Origin of the sequence: Pectobacterium araliae (assembly GCF_037076465.1) — a bacterium.
GTDB lineage: Bacteria > Pseudomonadota > Gammaproteobacteria > Enterobacterales > Enterobacteriaceae > Pectobacterium > Pectobacterium araliae.
Genome location: NZ_AP028908.1, coordinates 3,339,144 through 3,355,968 on the forward strand (window position 1 = coordinate 3,339,144; position 16,825 = coordinate 3,355,968).

Consider the following 16,825-nt stretch of genomic DNA (forward strand, 5'->3'; position numbering starts at 1 on the left):
TTATCACAACAAGAGGGCTAGCATATAACGCCTCAGAATATCTGAAGGTAACATACTTTCCCCCCTGTTTAACGAATCCTTTTCCGCAGACAAAAACGCCACAACCAGAAAGTTATGGCGTTTTTGTGGGATAACGCAAATAAACGTTATCTATCGCTTATAACTTAGCAACAACCCAAGACTCAACGCTGGCTAGCGCGCCAGGCAATGCCGACACATCTGAACCACCAGCCTGAGCCATATCAGGTCGACCACCGCCTTTGCCACCAACCTGTTGGGCAACAAACCCTATCAGTTCGCCAGCTTTTACGCGGTCAGTTAGATCTTTCGTTACACCAGAAATCAAGCTAACCCGGCCTTCTGCCGCCGTTCCGAGAACGATAACAGCAGACCCGAGTTGATTTTTCAGGTCGTCAACCATCGTGCGCAACAGTTTAGGATCGACGTTATCCAGTTGCGTAACCAGCAACTTCACACCGTTAATCTCTTTTGCTTTACCAGACAGGGACGAGCTTTCCTGCGCGGCCTGCTGAGCTTTCAACTGCTGAAGCTCTTTCTCCAATGCGCGAGCACGATCCAGAACAGAGCGTACCTTATCCGTCAGGTTGTGACTATCCCCTTTCAACAGTTGCGCGATGTCTTGCAGAACGTCACTCTGGCGATGCAATGCGGACAAGGCATTTTCACCCGTGGTCGCTTCAATACGACGCACACCAGCAGCAGTACCTGACTCAGAAATGATTTGGAACAGGCCAATATCACCCGTACGACTGGCGTGCGTACCGCCACAAAGTTCAATCGAGAAATCACCCATCGTCAGAACACGGACATGGTCATCATACTTCTCACCGAACAGCGCCATCGCGCCCTTCGCTCTCGCATCATCCAGCGCCATAATATCCGTTTGCACTGCAAGGTTACGGCGGATTTGTGCATTGACGATATCTTCAACCTGACGAATCTGTTCAGGTTTCATCGCTTCCGTATGCGAGAAGTCAAAGCGCAGATAGCTATCGTTAACCAAAGAACCTTTCTGCGCGACATGATCGCCTAAAACCTGACGCAGCGCAGCATGCAACAAGTGTGTTGCAGAGTGGTTCAGACGAATGCGAGCGCGACGTTGGCTATCAACGTTTGCATCAACACTGTCGTTAATACGCAGCGTACCTTGGGTCAGTTTACCAACATGGCCGATTGCCTGACCATATTTCTGCGTATCCTGCACGGCGAAGTTAACACTCGCATTTTTCAGTTCGCCCTGATCGCCAACCTGACCGCCAGATTCACCATAGAACGGCGTTTCGTTCAGAATCACGACGGCTTCATCACCAGCCGCAATGTGCTCAACCGCGTTTCCATTATGATAAAGCGCAATCACCTTCGCTTGCTGCTGCGTTTTTTCATAACCACAGAATGGCGTGTTTGCCTCCACTCGGATGAGGCTATTGTAGTCCACACCAAATCCGCTGGCCTCGCGAGCACGCTGACGCTGAGCCGTCATCGCAGCTTCAAAACCTTCCTCGTCAACTTTTAAGCCACGCTCGCGGCAAACATCCGCAGTGAGATCGACAGGGAAACCATAAGTATCATATAGACGGAAAACAGTTTCACCGTCCAGGGTATCCCCTTTCAGATTTTTAATTTCCTCATCTAACAGAGATAACCCGCGTTCTAACGTGCGGGCAAACTGCTCTTCTTCCATCTTCAGCGCTTGCTCAACCACCGATTGCTGCTTTTTCAATTCGGTAGCCGCAGGCCCCATGACTTCAATCAGTGGTGCAACCAATTTGTAAAAGAAGGCATCCGTCGCGCCCAGCATATTACCGTGACGTGCGGCACGGCGAATAATACGGCGCAGGACATAGCCACGGTTTTCATTAGACGGCATCACGCCATCGGCAATCAGGAACGCACAAGAGCGGATATGGTCGGCGATGACACGCAACGATTTATTGGTTAAATCAGTTGTACCAACAGCTTTCGCTACCGCATCAATCAGCGTCTTGAACAGATCAATGTCATAGTTTGAATTGACATGTTGCAATACCGCAGAAACACGCTCTAAGCCCATCCCCGTATCGACGGAAGGCTTCGGCAGTGGCAGCATTGTGCCGTCAACCTGACGGTTGAACTGCATGAATACCAGATTCCAGATTTCGATATAGCGATCGCCGTCCTCATCAGGGCTTCCCGGCGGACCACCAGCGATATGCTCGCCGTGATCGAAGAAAATTTCGGTGCATGGACCACACGGCCCTGTTTCGCCCATCTGCCAGAAGTTATCAGAGGCGTAAGGTCCACCTTTGTTATCACCAATACGAATAATTCTTTCGCGCGGCACGCCAACTTCATCAGCCCAAATGTCGTAGGCTTCATCATCCGTTGCGTATACCGTTACCCACAATTTTTCTTTCGGCAGATTGAACCACTGGGGAGACGTCAGTAATTCCCATGCATAGCGAATCGCATCATGCTTGAAGTAATCACCGAAGCTGAAGTTACCCAGCATTTCAAAAAAGGTGTGGTGGCGTGCGGTATAACCTACGTTTTCCAGGTCATTATGTTTACCACCGGCACGTACGCAACGCTGCGAGGTCGTCGCTCGGGCATAGTTACGTTTATCCAGCCCGAGGAACACATCTTTAAACTGGTTCATCCCCGCATTGGTGAATAACAATGTCGGATCGTTGTTCGGCACCAGAGAGCTGCTATCAACAACCTGGTGTCCCTTACTGTGGAAAAAATCGAGAAACGCTTGACGGATCTCAGCGGTGCTCTTGCTCATAATTGTCCTGGAATCAAGCTAGAAGAACAGATCGCGGGCAAGGTTAGTCCAGCATGCTGACATTACCGAGCAACTCACGAACAAAAAAGTGGGAATAAGATAAATTTTCTTCGATGGGAAGTAAAATCCCGTGTGCGTTCAATCTGAAAAATTCGTATAGATTGACTGGATTTCTTCATGAAAAAAGCCACGATAGAGCAGATATCGCTGATGTTTGACTTTATCTTTCCATTCATCGGACAGAGGATGTCCGAATTTACGCTCCACAACCGATTTAGCCAGCGCACACCAGTCGATATCACTCTCGTTCAATGCTGTGGCTAATGTTGTCTTATCGATTCCTTTCTGGTTCAGCTCCATTTTAATGCGCTGAACGCCATAACCTTTGCGACTCCGGCTGCTGATATAACGGCGGGCATAGCGCGCATCATCCAACCAACCGTGCTCCTTACAATAAGCAATGGCCGCTTCCACATCTTCTGCCGCAGCTTTGGCTGTAGCTTTGGCTGTAGCTTCGTCTACTTCATCTTCTGCGCTTTCTGATTTATATAAATACGCCGCACATTTGCGGCGTATTTCGACTTCACTATAATCGCGAACAGAAAGCACATTCATCGCGTAGCGTAATGGTTTATTCATCCATCGATCCGCTGACGTGCTCTATCACGGGTAATTCGGCCACCATTAAAATTCTTCGTTGCCTTCACCTGCGAATTCATCTTCATCATGGCTATTACCTGCTGCGGCAGGCGTTAGCTCATTGCCTTTATGCAGCAGCATTTCACGCAATTTTTTATCCAGCTCAGCAGCAATCGTTGGATTCTCTTTCAGGAAATTACAGGCGTTTGCTTTACCCTGACCGATCTTATCGCCGTTATAGCTATACCAGGCACCGGCTTTTTCGATCAGTTTGTGTTTCACACCCAGATCAACCAGCTCACCGTGGATATTGATGCCTTCACCGTACAAAATTTGGAACTCAGCCTGCTTGAACGGCGCCGCGACTTTATTCTTCACGACTTTAACGCGGGTTTCACTGCCGACAACTTCTTCGCCTTCCTTGATAGCGCCAGTACGACGAATATCTAAACGAACAGAAGCGTAAAATTTCAGGGCATTACCGCCAGTGGTGGTTTCAGGGTTACCAAACATCACGCCAATTTTCATACGGATCTGGTTGATGAAGATCAGCAGCGTATTGGCTTGCTTCAGGTTACCCGCCAGCTTACGCATAGCTTGGCTCATCATACGTGCCGCAAGGCCCATATGAGAGTCACCGATTTCACCTTCAATTTCAGCTTTCGGCGTCAAGGCAGCGACAGAGTCGACAATGATAACGTCAACAGCGCCAGAACGCGTAAGCGCATCACAAATCTCCAACGCCTGCTCGCCGGTATCCGGCTGAGAACACAGCAGGTTATCAATATCTACACCCAACTTTTTCGCATAAATTGGGTCCAATGCATGTTCAGCATCGATGAATGCACAGGTTTTACCTTCGCGCTGAGCGGCAGCGATCACCTGTAGGGTCAGCGTGGTTTTACCGGAAGATTCTGGGCCATAGATCTCAACGATACGCCCCATCGGTAAACCGCCGGCGCCCAGGGCGATATCAAGGGACAAAGAGCCTGTAGAAATGGTTTCAACATCCATTGAGCGATCCTCGCCCAACCGCATGATAGAACCTTTACCAAATTGCTTTTCGATTTGGCCCAGTGCTGCCGCAAGTGCCTTTTGTTTGTTCTCATCAATAGCCATTTCTGCTCCTGTCATGCGGCGTAGCGCTGCTGCCTCTACGCGGCTGCTTAATCATGAATTGCCGAATAATTACTGACATTATACTGTATGCGCATACAGCATCAAGGTTATTTTTTCAGAAATGCGTCGAGCAGCGTTTGCAGCGCAAAATGCACTGATTGCAGACGTACCGTATTTCGGTCTCCGCTAAATCGCATTTTTTGAGCAAATCCCCCGCCCTGCTTGTCAGTGAAGCCAAACCATACCGTGCCGACAGGTTTCTCTTCCGTCCCCCCATCTGGTCCAGCGACGCCACTTACCGATATGGCAAAATCTGCACTGGCGGCCTGCAACGCTCCTGCGGCCATCTCATTGACCACATCTTCACTCACAGCACCATGCCGCTCCAATGTCTCTGCGCTCACATTTATCAGGCGCTGTTTAGATAGATTGCTATATGTCACAAAGCCGTAGTCAAACCAGCCGGAACTGCCTGCGACATCGGTAATAGATTTAGCCAGCCAGCCCCCAGTGCAGGATTCTGCACACGTCAACGTGGCACCACGTGCTTTCAGTCTTTCTCCCACCAACGCACTTAACCGCAGAATGTCTGCTTCTGTCATTGTCGCCTCATAGTAATCAAGGATGGTTTGGTCAGGGTAACACTTTTCCCCAAAAAAGACGCCTCGCTGCACAGTATGCGACGCGCCTAGCAAAGGGAATGAAACGGGGATGAAAAATGAGAGAAGCCGATAATTGAATAGAAAGAAACCGGATAATGATGCAGAAAACAGTGTGGCCTGAATCGTTCATTAGTCGGCTGGGTAAAATGGATGGAGTAATTAATAAGGATAGCGTAATTTACATACAACCCGCACAACTGGTGCATCGCCAGTCTTGCTTATTTATGGCCTGAAAAAAATATCTAAAATAGCATTCTTCGATAGGCACATTATTCTCTTCAAAGCTATCGGCAAGCCAGTCGATATTTCCCACAATCCAATCATCCTCATCTAATCCGTCCCGGTACATTTCATCATCAGGATCGATGATAGAGTAAACCCCCATCGTTCCCATATGATTTTCTTTATATTTTTCCGGTAAAGTGAACTCTTTTTCTTTATAAGATATTAACCAGTGGCCGTGGCAAAGCAGGTTGCCATTACGACTCCACTTAGCAACAAATGGATTACTCATCTTTATTCCTACCAGCATAAAAGCTGGTTATAAACGTATCACGACATATTTACAAAGTAAATCACCTCACAATCAATGTGTCATTTACAAGCCAGAATATAGAGATAAATACCCATTACACCTTAATAGGTACGAGGCCATTAACAATAAATTGATAAATATCAACTCGCACACAAATAAAATATATAAACAGGTAAAATCAAATAAAAAAACCCACTAAAACTAAATAGCTTTGCATATTACCGCTCCACTTTGGTCAGTCCGTGCTGATTACCCGGAAACGGTGAGGCGGCCTTCATAAACTGAGTAACACGGTTGAGTAATTGCCACATATACCGACATTGATGATTACGCGTTACCGTTTCATGTAACGACAACCATAGCCGCTCTATCGGGTTTAGCCACGGAGAATAGATTGGCAAAAACAGTATCCTGAACTTTTTATTACCTGCTAACCATCGTTCGACCTTGCGGCTTTTGTGAATGATATAATTGTCAACCACCAACGTTATCGTTCTGGCCCGCCGATATGTTCGTTTCAATATTACTAACAGATTGATAAATAAGTCAGAGTTCTTACTGCTGCCGCTGACATAATGGACTTGTCCTGTCCCTGCATGCAGCGCGCCCGCCAGGTAATGTTTTTGATTTATCCCCGGCGTGGCGATGCGTTTTTGCTGTCCTTTTAGACACCAGTCCGAGCCAATTTTCGGGTTTAAATCGATATCGACTTCATCTTGATAAAACACCGGATTATCAACCGAGTTTTGCACCAGAGCTTGCTCGATGGCTGTCCGTTTTTCCTCATATTGAGGGTCTTTTATCTTCAGTGTCGGCGCGGCTCTGCGCCAGACAAGGCCAGCCTGTCGCAGGTAGCGGTGCAATGTGACGGGATGAAGCGAGATATCAAAAAGCCGATTAACGACAAGCGCCAAAAGTTCGGTACTCCAGCGGGAGCGCAGCCAGCCGAAATCCTGTGGTGAACGCTGCACAAGAAGCGGCAGAATGCGCAAGATATCATCAACCGGCCACTGTGGCTCACGACCGGGCTTGAGACTTTTTAATCCATTAACACCATATAAAGTAAACAAATTAATCCACCGACCTACCGAGGAACGAGCCGCACACAATATTCTGGCGACCTCAGTAACGGTCATTCCTTGATGCAACATGAGCATCGCCATCAGTCGGCGAGCGTGGTTTTTATCATGAGTTTGTTGAGCTTCTCTTTTCATAAGACGTCGTTCTTCATCAGGGATAAATGCTATGATCGGCATAACTCAGTCCGGTTAGTGATGTGGGATATTTGGCGATTGATCAGATCGCTTAAATCGGACTGAGTTCCCTTCGAGTGATGTGATGGACGTCCCTCCTCAACATAATCCTGCCACACTTATGTTGAGCCGTCCCATTTATAGAGGAACAACATCATGAACACGATAAAAGTCGTCGGTATCGATCTGGCTAAATCCGTTTTTCAGCTTTGTGTCTGGATGAATGATGGGACCGTTGCCTGGAATCGAAAAGTTTCTCGCAGCAAGCTGTTAGATACTGTTCGTCAATTCCCGCCGGATACACTTATCGCAATGGAAGCTTGTGCAACCTCGCATTACTGGGGGCGGACTTTCCAATCCATGGGATACGCCATCCGGCTCATTCCAACCCAACATGTAAAGGCGTTAACTCGTCATCAGAAAAATGATGCCAATGATGCTCTAGCAATATGTGAGACGGCATTTCGTCCGGGGATTCACTTTGTTGCTGTAAAAACTCTTGAGCAGCAAGATATCAAAGCGCTGCGTTGTGCCCGTCAGTTGATGGTCGAACAGCGCACCGCCGCCGCCAATCAAATTCGTGCTCTGGCCGCTGAGCAGGGCTTCGAGTTCCCGGTTGGGATACACACTTTGCAACAGCGATTACCCGATTTGATTGAAGATGCGGAAAAGCCTGTGTCTCCGGTATTACGCCATTTGCTTTCCACTTTATTGGAAAACATCCACACACTGAATGAATATATTCGTTCAACAGAATATGAAATCGCAGCATTGTGTCAACAGCAACCCCGGTATCGAGCACTGATGACTATACCGGGTGTTGGCCCGCTCATCGCCGCCGCTTTTTTAAGTGAGGTTGATGCAGAACAATTTGCTAACGGAAGACAACTTTCCGCCTGGTGTGGTCTGGTTCCCCGGCAACATAGTTCCGGCGGGAAACACATCCTCACTTCGATGACTAAAAATGGTAACTGCGACCTTCGGACACTCATCATTCATGGAGCCAGAGCGGTCATGCGCTGTGCCCAAAAGCGGGATGACCGTCTTGGAAGATGGCTTAATCATGTCACTGAGCGACGGGGAAAAATGAAAGCCACCGTGGCGCTGGCAAATAAGTTAACACGTATTGTCTGGCGGTTGCTGTCTGAACCGGTTGATTTCAATATGGATAAGGCATTTGCGATGAAGTAATGATTTAGTTCGGCACAAAGTAAAAGATTTCCTGAGTTTGCAGGCACTGATGAGAAAACGGTAAACCAACCCTGTAATAACCTGAAGTAGATCCAGGTAGAAAATACCGGTCAAGTGATAAGGAAACAGGGTGCGGATGACATCATGGCGCGGGAAAATTTTCCCAAAAAGACGCCGGATATATGACAGCAAACCGTATCACGTCAGTACTTGTACGCCACGGGACGTCCATATATGATCTACTATTTTGCAAAGCTATTTAGTGGGCGGGGTACTGCTATTATCGTTATGTAAAAACCCTGGTGTTTTGCGGCACGTCATTCGGCTTCTGTCTGATACTTACAGTACCGAATGAACATTAACGTAACATTAGGCGCGTAAAAATTTAGGCTATTGCTGTGATAGCCTGTACTGACACTACCGCCAACCTTCTCCAACTTTGCTTCGCTGGTCGATATCAGTCAGAATGACGTTCACATGCCCATAAAGGGGTAACAATCCATTAGGGAGGATGACGGGTGTTTCCCTCTTTCTTAAGACGAATGACAGTGAAAAACGGCACCTATGCCAATGAAATCAGCGGTAGTATCACAATCAATCGCCCGGAAGAATGCTTGTTTGATCTTTGGCGAAAACCGGAAACGTTGCCGCTCCTGATGGGCCACTTTGCGAGTATTGAGATACTGAACCATACCGACTCTAACTGGCGAATTAACACACCGATTGGTGCGCTCATTGAGTGGCAGGCTCGTATTATTGACGAAAAACCGGGGGAATATATCCACTGGCGTTCACTGGAAGGCGCGCGTGTTCCTAATGAAGGTCGGCTTTCCTTTCGGCCAGCCTCGTCAGAAGCGGGGACAACAGTAACGCTAACCATTCGCTACAATCCACCAGGAGGCTTGATCGGAAAAAAGATCGGCCAAATGTTTGATATGTTTTCTCGCGATATGCTGACTAAAACGCTCTATCGTTTTAAAAAATTAGCGGAAGGTGAGTTGGTATAAGGCACCATCGCAACAGGTCATCATTGACCATATTTCTGAACTGACAAAAGCGCCCCAAAAAAGAGGAACGTAGAATGCTGGAATTGATTCAAGCCATTGGTCTTGGTCTGATGTTAATCCTGCCACTCGCGAACCCACTGACGACGGTAGCGGTATTTTTGGCGATGTCTGGCAATATGAGCCAAGGAGAACGCAATCGTCAGATCTTTCAGGCCTCGCTTTATGTCTTCATCATCATGACTGTCGCGTACTATGCAGGCCAGGTCGTGATGAATACCTTCGGTATTTCCATCCCCGGATTACGCATTGCTGGCGGGCTCATCGTGGTATTTATCGGGTTTCGCATGCTTTTCCCTCAGCAAAAACCAGAACATGCACCCGAAGTCAAAAGCAAAAAAGAAGAAATTAACAACAGTTTCTCCGCCAATGACGTCAGTATCGCCTTCGTTCCACTGGCGATGCCTAGCACGGTTGGGCCAGGCACCATTGCCCTCATCATTAGCTCTGCATCACAAATCAAGAGCGGCGTCGATATTACGCCATGGGTGATTACCGTCGCCCCCGTCCTTACTTTTATGTTGATCAGCCTGATCGTCTGGCTAAGTCTGAAAAGCTCTGGTCTGATTATGCGGCTGATCGGGAAAAGTGGTATTGAAGCCATTTCACGGCTGATGGGATTTCTGCTGGTTTGCATGGGGGTACAGTTCATCATTAATGGCACACTGGAGATCGTGCATTCTCTCCATTAGGCGGAATGATAATGGAGGTATCAGCATATTGCCAAATAGCCCAGTTAGCGTCTATAACTTTGAATAGCGGGGTTTATTCAACGGCCGTAAGAGATGTTCAGCCCGTGTTACATAACAAATTTTATATAACAATAAGAAAGATTAATTTTTGCTTACTTAGCGGAAAGTAGGGGCGGCCAATCATGAAAATAAGAAAGCGGTTCCCAGTCAATTTACGTTCACTCATTTTGTCTCTCGCCATTATCAGTATGATCGTTACGCTGACGAATGCTTATATCGCCGTTTATAACGTACAAAAAAAGCTCATTACCGATCAGATACTTAACTCGAACCTTAATTACTCCACCAAATTAGCTGCCACTACAGAAAGTTTTTTATCTTCCGCACAGCAGGAGTTAGCCTACAGTGCGACATCGATGGCGGGTAGTTTTAGCGACGATGATGCGCTGTTAGAGAAAAGCGAACAAACATTCCGCATGAGCCAAAGTTTTAATTCTGTTTTCGTTGCCGACCACCAGAACCACATACACGCGGTTTACCCAACATCGCTCAACCTGAAAGGAAGCACGCTGACCTCAGATGCCAGCAAGCTAGCGCTAGAGGAAAAAAACCGTTAATTAGCCAACCTTATATTTCCCTTACAGGCAATCTCATCGTGTTGGTTTCCTCCCCCATCAAAGATAAACAAGGCAATTACCTGGGCTACATCGGCGGAACCATTTATTTAAAAAGCAAAAGCGTGTTAAACGAGTTCATGAATACCCATTTCTATAACGATTACTCCAGCGTTTATGTCATCGATAAAAATGGAATTGTTCTCTACCATCAGGATAAACAGTGGGTCGGCAAGCCCGTCAACGACAAGAAAATTAAGGAAGCCTTTCAGAACAAAAAGAATGGGACGCTTGCCATACCCGATATGCGAGGCACGCCTTCTCTGGCTGGGTTTGATACAGTGGAGTCATCCGGCTGGGTTATCATTACCTTATATCCCTATCAAAATGTGCTCGATTCACTTAATAGCGTCATGCGTTCCGTTTTATACGAAGGGGCGCCAGTGATGGCATTAACGCTGATTGCACTTACCCTGCTTGCCTTCTCTATTGCCAACCCTTTGCGCTTGCTGGCCGTTTCTGCCAGTAAAATGGAGGAGCCCGATGTCATTGAAAAAATCAAGAAAGTTCCCTCTTGGTATTTTGAGGTCGACCAGCTAAAACGCGTCATTCTTTTCGGTACAGTGCTGTTACACAAGCGGATCGGCAAACTGAGTTTGCAAGCCCACACCGATCCACTCACCGGGCTACTCAATCGCCGTGGTATCTATGAAAATGTTGAACTCATTCTGTCAAAGAGTCATCAGGTTGCCGCTATCGTGATTGATATCGATCATTTCAAACGCGTCAATGACACTTATGGGCACAATATCGGCGATGACGTCATCAGGCTGTTGGCTAACAACATAAATCAAAGTTCACGAGAATCCGATCTGATTTGTCGCACGGGTGGGGAGGAATTCCTGGCGCTCCTACCCGATACAGACATGAAGCAAGCCGCCGAGATTGCCGAACGGCTGCGTAGAAAAGTTGAAAAAATGCCGCTGCCGATTCCTGAAAACATCACGATTTCATTAGGCGTCACCTGTTTTACTCCAGGAACGGAACAGCTCGATAGCATATTGAAAATTGCGGATGACGCCCTCTATCAAGCCAAGCATGAAGGTAGGAATCGGGTCGTTACCAAAATAGTCCCCCATCATTCGATCAAAAACGACATGCAATAGACACACGCAAAGTTAATCCAACAGCTTGAAGTATGGGCAAAAAAAACCCGCACGAGGCGGGTAAGGTCATTCTCATGACAGGGATGGTTAACTACACAACACTCACAGAGATGTGAGGTACTGACAAGGCATGGAAGGACTATAGCAAGCCAAATGTATAGTATTGTCATCAGCAAGTAAGGTTAATTTACTGGTTGTAAAACAACATTGATGAGGCTTTCTCTTCCCGTAATATCTCGCTATTTCAACCCACGACTCTGATGGCCATTACGCATTTTTCGCCTTCATCAACGCGATCAGCAGTGCCATCATTGCCAAATACGCGAGTCATCCCGCCGATAACCAGGCCAATAAGGGAATCGAAATTGATGAATATCCCCATGAGAGCAGCGTCAACAGCGTACCGGCGAATCACATTCACTTTACCACCGCCCCTATGAGACATTACTCTGATGACATGACTTGTCATGACCGGGCGCGCACATTTTCGCGGCCTTTTTCAAAATATTACGAGGCGATGAATGAAACTTTTCATTTACGAACACTGCCCATTCTGTGTCAGAGCCAGAATGATTTTTGGTCTGAAAAATCTGCCAGTTGAGCAATCCATCATTATGGAAGGCGACGTTGACACGCCAACGCGTATGGTCGGTCGCAAAGTGGTGCCGATTCTTCAGAAAGAAGATGGCAGCTTCATGCCGGAAAGCATGGATATCGTCCACTATGTCGACAGCAAGCAAGCGCCGTTAATCGCCAACCGACCCGTTGATGCCGATATTGAAGCCTGGTGTAAATCCGTTTCCAACGCGGTATTTAACCTTGCGGTTCCTCGCTTCACGAAAGCCGATTTCAAAGAGATTTCCACGCCAGAGGCACGTCATGCCTACACCCAGCGTGAAGAAAAAGCCTTCGGCGATCTGGACGCGTTGATAGCAAAAACGCCAGAGCTGATTGCAGAAGTGGAGCAGAAACTCGACGCGTTGGAGCCGCGTTTGGCAAGCGTCAACGCTATTTCCACCACCGATTTCATTCTGTTCCCGATCTTACTGTCGCTCACGATCGTGAAAGGCGTACAGTTTGGCCCTAACGTTCACGCCTACCTTAAGCGCGTATCAACAGCCAGTAAAGTCGCCCTATTGACCGATAAAGCGCTGTAAGCATAATACGATTCGCAATCACGTTATGGGTATAGCGTTACCCCATAACGTGTGGCCGATTTCAGTACGTGTTATATGAAATCATGACTATATGAAGTCATGACGACATAGAGTAGGCCTTACCCTACCTAGCGCTAGGCCGTCCTCCTTTGATTGACTAGCGCATTAACTTCAGCGTTAATCAGAGCAAATGCATCATAGCTTGCATAATCTGCCTTAACCCATCTTGTGCGCTGTAAATAGCCTGGGTCCTCTAATATTTCGATGACAGACTGCCTAATCTGCTGTTCACTCGACGTACTGGGTTGTAAGTTAATCCCGCATTTAGCAAACACCACGCGCGCGGCACTTTCCTGTTTATCTTCACCGACGCCAGCCACAATTAATAGAACGCCATCTTTCAGCGCGGAATTAATCGAACCATATCCACCATTGGTGATAAATATCGATAATTTTGGCAGCCAGTCATCATAAGAAAGGAAACTGACCACTCTGGCATTTTCAGGCAATGAGGCTTGTAGCGCATCAACCGAACGTCCCCCAGTCGTCGCCAGCACCCTGACGGGTAAATCCGCGAGGGCGCACAGCGTTGGCTCGATGAGCTGTTGGAGATCGACATTCGCCAGTGTTCCTTGTGACACGATAATAAGCGGTCGGCTGTCATCTGGTGCCCACCATTGCGGAACACGCTCTGCTGCGATGTGATGGGATAATGGCCCAATAAATCGCACACTCTCTGGCAAGTCACACCTACCGCAATGACCGGCGACCGCGGACCAGACAACAACAGCGGTAAAACACCATAAAAACAGTTTTCAACGATGAGCAGGTCGGCATGCGTCTTTGCCAACGCGTCACGCAATTGGCGATCCAGCAATGGAATGGGTGCAGCGAAGAAATTCTTCAGTGCCAGAGCCATCTGCGCGTTGCCCGGTGGCAGCGTAGCTCGCAGAGGGAAGTGCTGCTCAAGGTGCCCGTAGTCGAAATCAATCTCATCGCTAAAAGGGATAAAACCAACCCCAGCCGCCTCTGCCTGCTCACGGAACAACGCGCCGCTAAACAACGTGACGTCGTTTCCCTACTCAACCAAATAGCGAGCGATAGTCAGTAAAGGATAAACATGTCCCGGCGTTGCCATCGCCGCCATGAGAATATGTGCCATGGCGCTTTCCCTTATGCCGCGTTATCAATGCAAGTATTCACGCAAACCGGGGTGCCCTGAATATGCACACGTTGCAAATGACGAGCCGAATGGGCCGTAAAGGCTTCACGTCCATGCAGCAGTGAGAAGTTATCGGCTATCACCACATCACCCTGTAGCCATTTATGTGCATAATAATAACGGGGATCGTACAAATGGTGCCGTAGCGTCTGGCTAAATGCGCTTTGCGCTTCCGGTGTGACATTATGGTATTCCAGCGCATGCTGATTAAGGAAACGCTCCCCTTCGGTCGGCGGTTCGTTATAGCGCATAATCTCCCCAACGCCGTTAGGATGAGGAATGACCAATGGAGAAGTCACTTCACCACCATAGTGCACAACGGCTTTAATACGGTAAGTAATTGAAACACGACGCCACTCCTCGACTAACTGTGTGTCAGCCTCTGCCAACAAGCGCGTGGTATCAACGAAGGTGGTACGTCCCCCCTGATTCTGTCCCGGCGCAGAAACACAGTGGAACAGTTGAAATTCGGGGATAGTGGGCTTGTACATTCCATCCCAATGTAGAGGTACATAACTGTTATCAAAGATATGATCTTTGGTATCCGCATGCTCCTTCACATCCAGTATTGCCCCGAAAGGCCACATCATGATTTCTCCCCAGTGGCCAGCATACTCGGTCAACGTTTCAGGATCGGAAAACCCAGATGAAAAACCGCGTAACACCAGAAGATGATGCTCGCGAGCAAGTTCACGCAGTGTCTCGATCGGTAGAGTGGCAATGCTCTGCCCTACTTCAGCAGGCGTCAGCAACGCCCCAAAAGGGGAAAGCATTTCAATGTGGCAGTTCATACTATTCTCCATCATGTATATTCCTTTATAAGATGACAATTATCGATGTTTCGACGAATGATAAGGCGAGAACAGTACGCTTACGCCACATCATGCTGCTTAACGATGTAATAGCTAGGCGTACCACGGATCTCCACGACTTCACCAGCTAACTGCTGCGCATCGGCATTCTTCATGAGCACAAACTGGCCATTAACATTGGCGGCAACACCATGCCAAGGCGTCAACCAATCGTCCTTCGTGGGCATCATATGAATACCCAGTTTCAGGCTGTCCGAAGGCTGAGGATGAATAGATAGACGAATAGCATCTGGGAAATTTTCAGCAAGCAGGTTGCCCCATGCCCAGCTGCGCTGAATAACGCCACACGCACGCTTTTTGGCATCCTTCTGCAACGCCGCATTAGAACCGGTATAGTCTGGTCGCAGGCTATCTTCATAAAGAAAACGGGTGATTGAACGGTAAAGCTGCAAGCCTTCTTCACTCAGCATGAGTTGCGATTTAATCTCTTCTTCTGATTCAGCATAATCCTCAACCAGTCGCTGGCGAAGATGATCGTAGTCAGCAGTAAGCGCAGCCATGTTCTCTACATCCTTGAGATTAAAAACACTGAGATGAATAGCCCCCAATTCATGCAATAAGTTTTCAATTTCATGCTGGTAGGCATTAATGGTTTCGTCGCTAGTTCCAATCAGATCGCCAAATACATGCCCATCAGAGCAAATACGGATATGGGCTCCGGGCGGGTAATAAAGCTGAATGCGCTGGCATAATGAATTTAGAAATATCAGAGACAAGCGTTCCGCCATATCCGGTACTCTACCCAGCACTTTATAAGGGTTCGGAGATTTTACCGGGAACGCAGGCAGAATAAGTTCAATACGGCTATTTTTATCAACAAAAGCCCGAATTCTGGGTAATTGAACCAGAATCACCTGAGATTCTTCTTCACTAATTGATTTCGTCGAGTGAGTGAATCTACGCCGATATTGAATTAACTCACTTAATATTAGCGATGAAACTAATTCATTATTTATTATATCCAAAATAACCTCATTAATTTACATTAATTTTAAAAACGAAATTAACTGCATAGCTATGTCTCAGAAACAATAAAACAAAACCCCTTGTCGAGTACAAAAAAATACTGAATAACATATTCAGTATTTTTATTTACACTGCTAATAATTAACTTTGGATATAAAAAATACAATGAGGATTAATTATTAAAACCGAGGATAAGTGGCAATGCAGATTGATCTCTTCTCCTGTTCAGTACCGTACATTGCATCCCTGATTATTTGTCACCCCAGTAAATTCCGCTCCCGCATTGTAGAAGTGGAGTCCCGTTGCACCCAGCACAACGGCAAGCCCAACCCGCCCTCCGCCATCAACCTTAAAGGCCGCTGGTTCGAAGAGTGTGGCTTTATCACCGGGATACCCGTTACCGTCACGGTGGAAAGAGGGAGGATTATTATTGAGACGCAGATTAATTTATAGCGGCTGAACGCTAACAAAATAGCCGGAAGGATCGTTAGATCACTTCCGGATTTTTTAATTAGCTAATAAATAAAACAACCTCTTTCCCTTCAGTTTCAAGATAAGACAAGTTATCAGAAAATATATCCAGTAAAATATTATAACTTTTACTGTCATCTCTAAGAGCTTTCTTAACATCCACTAAAAAGACACACACTTTATCATTTTCAAGTGAGTCCAAACCACTAAACATAGAATCAGAAAAAGCATCAAAATTGCATCTACTATATAATGGCGAATCTAGAGGTAGAGATATTTTTATTTCATCAAAGACGTCATATATATCATTCGCTTGGCTGAAACAGGATTTAATTATCACATATCCATTTTTCTCATACTCACTAGATAGAGCATCCAATTCATTTGCTTGGAAAAAATTAAAAGACATATCATCTA

16 protein-coding genes and 1 pseudogene are annotated in these 16,825 nt (G+C 47.0%); 7 read left to right on the plus strand and 10 right to left on the minus strand.

All coding sequences use genetic code 11. From position 1 onward, the window contains the following. Positions 1–157: 157 nt before the first annotated feature. From alaS to AACH44_RS15200, 6 genes are all read right to left on the minus strand, one after another. A complete protein-coding gene (gene alaS, locus AACH44_RS15175) occupies positions 158–2,785 on the minus strand; it encodes an alanine--tRNA ligase (protein ID WP_261850064.1) in 2,628 nt (875 codons plus the stop codon). A gap of 138 nt (positions 2,786–2,923) precedes the next feature. Beyond that, a complete protein-coding gene (gene recX / locus AACH44_RS15180) occupies positions 2,924–3,424 on the minus strand; it encodes a recombination regulator RecX (RefSeq protein WP_261850063.1) in 501 nt (166 codons plus the stop codon). 45 nt (positions 3,425–3,469) lie between these two features. Beyond that, positions 3,470–4,543: a recombinase RecA gene (recA, locus tag AACH44_RS15185; RefSeq protein ID WP_048257822.1), complete on the minus strand. Its 1,074-nt coding sequence runs from the start codon at positions 4,541–4,543 to the stop codon at positions 3,470–3,472. A 107-nt stretch (positions 4,544–4,650) separates the two neighbouring features. Further along, positions 4,651–5,145: a nicotinamide-nucleotide amidase gene (gene pncC / locus AACH44_RS15190; protein WP_261850062.1), complete on the minus strand. Its 495-nt coding sequence runs from the start codon at positions 5,143–5,145 to the stop codon at positions 4,651–4,653. Positions 5,146–5,383: 238 nt separating this feature from the next. Beyond that, positions 5,384–5,719, minus strand: a complete 336-nt coding sequence (locus tag AACH44_RS15195; RefSeq protein WP_261850061.1) for a hypothetical protein — start codon at positions 5,717–5,719, stop codon at positions 5,384–5,386. A gap of 239 nt (positions 5,720–5,958) precedes the next feature. Continuing rightward, positions 5,959–6,996: an IS630 family transposase gene (locus AACH44_RS15200; protein ID WP_338659257.1), complete on the minus strand. Its 1,038-nt coding sequence runs from the start codon at positions 6,994–6,996 to the stop codon at positions 5,959–5,961. A gap of 153 nt (positions 6,997–7,149) precedes the next feature. Here AACH44_RS15200 and AACH44_RS15205 point away from each other — a divergent pair, with 153 nt between their 5' ends. The 6 genes from AACH44_RS15205 to grxB all read left to right on the plus strand — a co-directional run bounded on the left by AACH44_RS15205 (position 7,150) and on the right by grxB (position 12,877). Continuing rightward, positions 7,150–8,184, plus strand: a complete 1,035-nt coding sequence (locus AACH44_RS15205) for an IS110 family transposase (protein ID WP_261850241.1) — start codon at positions 7,150–7,152, stop codon at positions 8,182–8,184. 518 nt (positions 8,185–8,702) lie between these two features. Continuing rightward, on the plus strand, positions 8,703–9,191 hold the full coding sequence (locus tag AACH44_RS15210) for an SRPBCC family protein (RefSeq protein ID WP_261850182.1): 489 nt from the start codon (positions 8,703–8,705) through the stop codon (positions 9,189–9,191). A 74-nt stretch (positions 9,192–9,265) separates the two neighbouring features. Beyond that, positions 9,266–9,940: a MarC family NAAT transporter gene (locus AACH44_RS15215; RefSeq protein WP_261850183.1), complete on the plus strand. Its 675-nt coding sequence runs from the start codon at positions 9,266–9,268 to the stop codon at positions 9,938–9,940. A gap of 182 nt (positions 9,941–10,122) precedes the next feature. After that, the gene (locus AACH44_RS15220) at positions 10,123–10,557 is read left to right on the plus strand and encodes a hypothetical protein (RefSeq protein ID WP_261850184.1); all 435 of its coding nucleotides are present in this window, start codon (positions 10,123–10,125) and stop codon (positions 10,555–10,557) included. A 38-nt stretch (positions 10,558–10,595) separates the two neighbouring features. Next, the gene (locus tag AACH44_RS15225) at positions 10,596–11,720 is read left to right on the plus strand and encodes a sensor domain-containing diguanylate cyclase (RefSeq protein ID WP_261850185.1); all 1,125 of its coding nucleotides are present in this window, start codon (positions 10,596–10,598) and stop codon (positions 11,718–11,720) included. Positions 11,721–12,241: 521 nt separating this feature from the next. Next, positions 12,242–12,877, plus strand: a complete 636-nt coding sequence (grxB, locus tag AACH44_RS15230) for a glutaredoxin 2 (protein ID WP_261850186.1) — start codon at positions 12,242–12,244, stop codon at positions 12,875–12,877. A 134-nt stretch (positions 12,878–13,011) separates the two neighbouring features. Here the strand turns inward: grxB and AACH44_RS15235 are convergent. The 3 genes and pseudogenes from AACH44_RS15235 to pvcA all read right to left on the minus strand — a co-directional run bounded on the left by AACH44_RS15235 (position 13,012) and on the right by pvcA (position 15,936). Beyond that, a pseudogene (locus AACH44_RS15235) lies at positions 13,012–14,039 on the minus strand (glycosyltransferase). Between the two features lie 11 nt (positions 14,040–14,050). Beyond that, positions 14,051–14,902 carry a TauD/TfdA dioxygenase family protein gene (locus AACH44_RS15240; RefSeq protein WP_261850188.1) on the minus strand — a complete coding sequence of 284 codons (852 nt, stop codon included), beginning with the start codon at positions 14,900–14,902 and terminating at the stop codon, positions 14,051–14,053. Positions 14,903–14,970: 68 nt separating this feature from the next. Further along, positions 14,971–15,936 (minus strand): L-tyrosine isonitrile synthase, encoded by a 966-nt coding sequence (pvcA, locus tag AACH44_RS15245; RefSeq protein ID WP_261850187.1) that lies wholly within the window; start codon positions 15,934–15,936, stop codon positions 14,971–14,973. Positions 15,937–16,138: 202 nt separating this feature from the next. On the opposite strand from pvcA, the gene AACH44_RS15250 reads away from it, so the two are divergent. Next, on the plus strand, positions 16,139–16,390 hold the full coding sequence (locus AACH44_RS15250; protein ID WP_261850230.1) for a type I toxin-antitoxin system SymE family toxin: 252 nt from the start codon (positions 16,139–16,141) through the stop codon (positions 16,388–16,390). 58 nt (positions 16,391–16,448) lie between these two features. Here AACH44_RS15250 and AACH44_RS15255 read toward each other — a convergent pair whose 3' ends face one another. Beyond that, positions 16,449–16,817 (minus strand): barstar family protein, encoded by a 369-nt coding sequence (locus AACH44_RS15255; RefSeq protein WP_261850229.1) that lies wholly within the window; start codon positions 16,815–16,817, stop codon positions 16,449–16,451. Between the last annotated feature and the right edge of the window lie 8 nt (positions 16,818–16,825).

Bases quoted from the DNA above. Each gene is read 5' to 3' on its own strand.
- AACH44_RS15205 (WP_261850241.1), top strand. From the start codon at position 7,150: ATGAACACGATAAAAGTCGTCGGTATCGATCTGGCTAAATCCGTTTTT.
- recA (WP_048257822.1), bottom strand. From the start codon at position 4,543: ATGGCTATTGATGAGAACAAACAAAAGGCACTTGCGGCAGCACTGGGC.
- grxB (WP_261850186.1), top strand. From the start codon at position 12,242: ATGAAACTTTTCATTTACGAACACTGCCCATTCTGTGTCAGAGCCAGA.
- AACH44_RS15215 (WP_261850183.1), top strand. From the start codon at position 9,266: ATGCTGGAATTGATTCAAGCCATTGGTCTTGGTCTGATGTTAATCCTG.
- AACH44_RS15200 (WP_338659257.1), bottom strand. From the start codon at position 6,996: ATGCCGATCATAGCATTTATCCCTGATGAAGAACGACGTCTTATGAAA.
- AACH44_RS15250 (WP_261850230.1), top strand. From the start codon at position 16,139: ATGCAGATTGATCTCTTCTCCTGTTCAGTACCGTACATTGCATCCCTG.
- AACH44_RS15220 (WP_261850184.1), top strand. From the start codon at position 10,123: ATGAAAATAAGAAAGCGGTTCCCAGTCAATTTACGTTCACTCATTTTG.
- pncC (WP_261850062.1), bottom strand. From the start codon at position 5,145: ATGACAGAAGCAGACATTCTGCGGTTAAGTGCGTTGGTGGGAGAAAGA.
- recX (WP_261850063.1), bottom strand. From the start codon at position 3,424: ATGAATAAACCATTACGCTACGCGATGAATGTGCTTTCTGTTCGCGAT.
- AACH44_RS15195 (WP_261850061.1), bottom strand. From the start codon at position 5,719: ATGAGTAATCCATTTGTTGCTAAGTGGAGTCGTAATGGCAACCTGCTT.
- AACH44_RS15240 (WP_261850188.1), bottom strand. From the start codon at position 14,902: ATGGAGAATAGTATGAACTGCCACATTGAAATGCTTTCCCCTTTTGGG.
- AACH44_RS15255 (WP_261850229.1), bottom strand. From the start codon at position 16,817: ATGTCTTTTAATTTTTTCCAAGCAAATGAATTGGATGCTCTATCTAGT.
- alaS (WP_261850064.1), bottom strand. From the start codon at position 2,785: ATGAGCAAGAGCACCGCTGAGATCCGTCAAGCGTTTCTCGATTTTTTC.